Genomic DNA, 215 nt, shown 5'->3' with positions numbered 1-215 from the left:
GTATTTGCAGATTTAGATGGCAATGGCGTATTAGACGCAGGAGAGCCAACAGCAACAACGGCAGCGGATGGAACCTATACTATAGAAGGAGTACCAGCAGGAACAGTGGATATCGTGGTAGATACGACTACTTTACCAGTTGGAGCTACATTAACAGAAGGATCAGAGCCAACATCAGTAACGATAACAACAAATGGTAGTGTAGATGCAGGAAT

At 44.2% G+C, this 215-nt stretch carries 1 protein-coding gene; it reads left to right on the top strand.

What is annotated here, in order from left to right:
- A partial coding sequence (locus ACVCZW_RS00790) for a hypothetical protein (protein ID WP_452231404.1) occupies nucleotides 1-215 on the top strand: 215 nt, incomplete at both ends.

This window comes from Lacinutrix sp. MEBiC02595, from assembly GCF_053601555.1.
The sequence above is the reverse complement of the archived record's forward strand: the minus strand, read 5'-3'. Positions and strand labels throughout refer to the sequence as shown.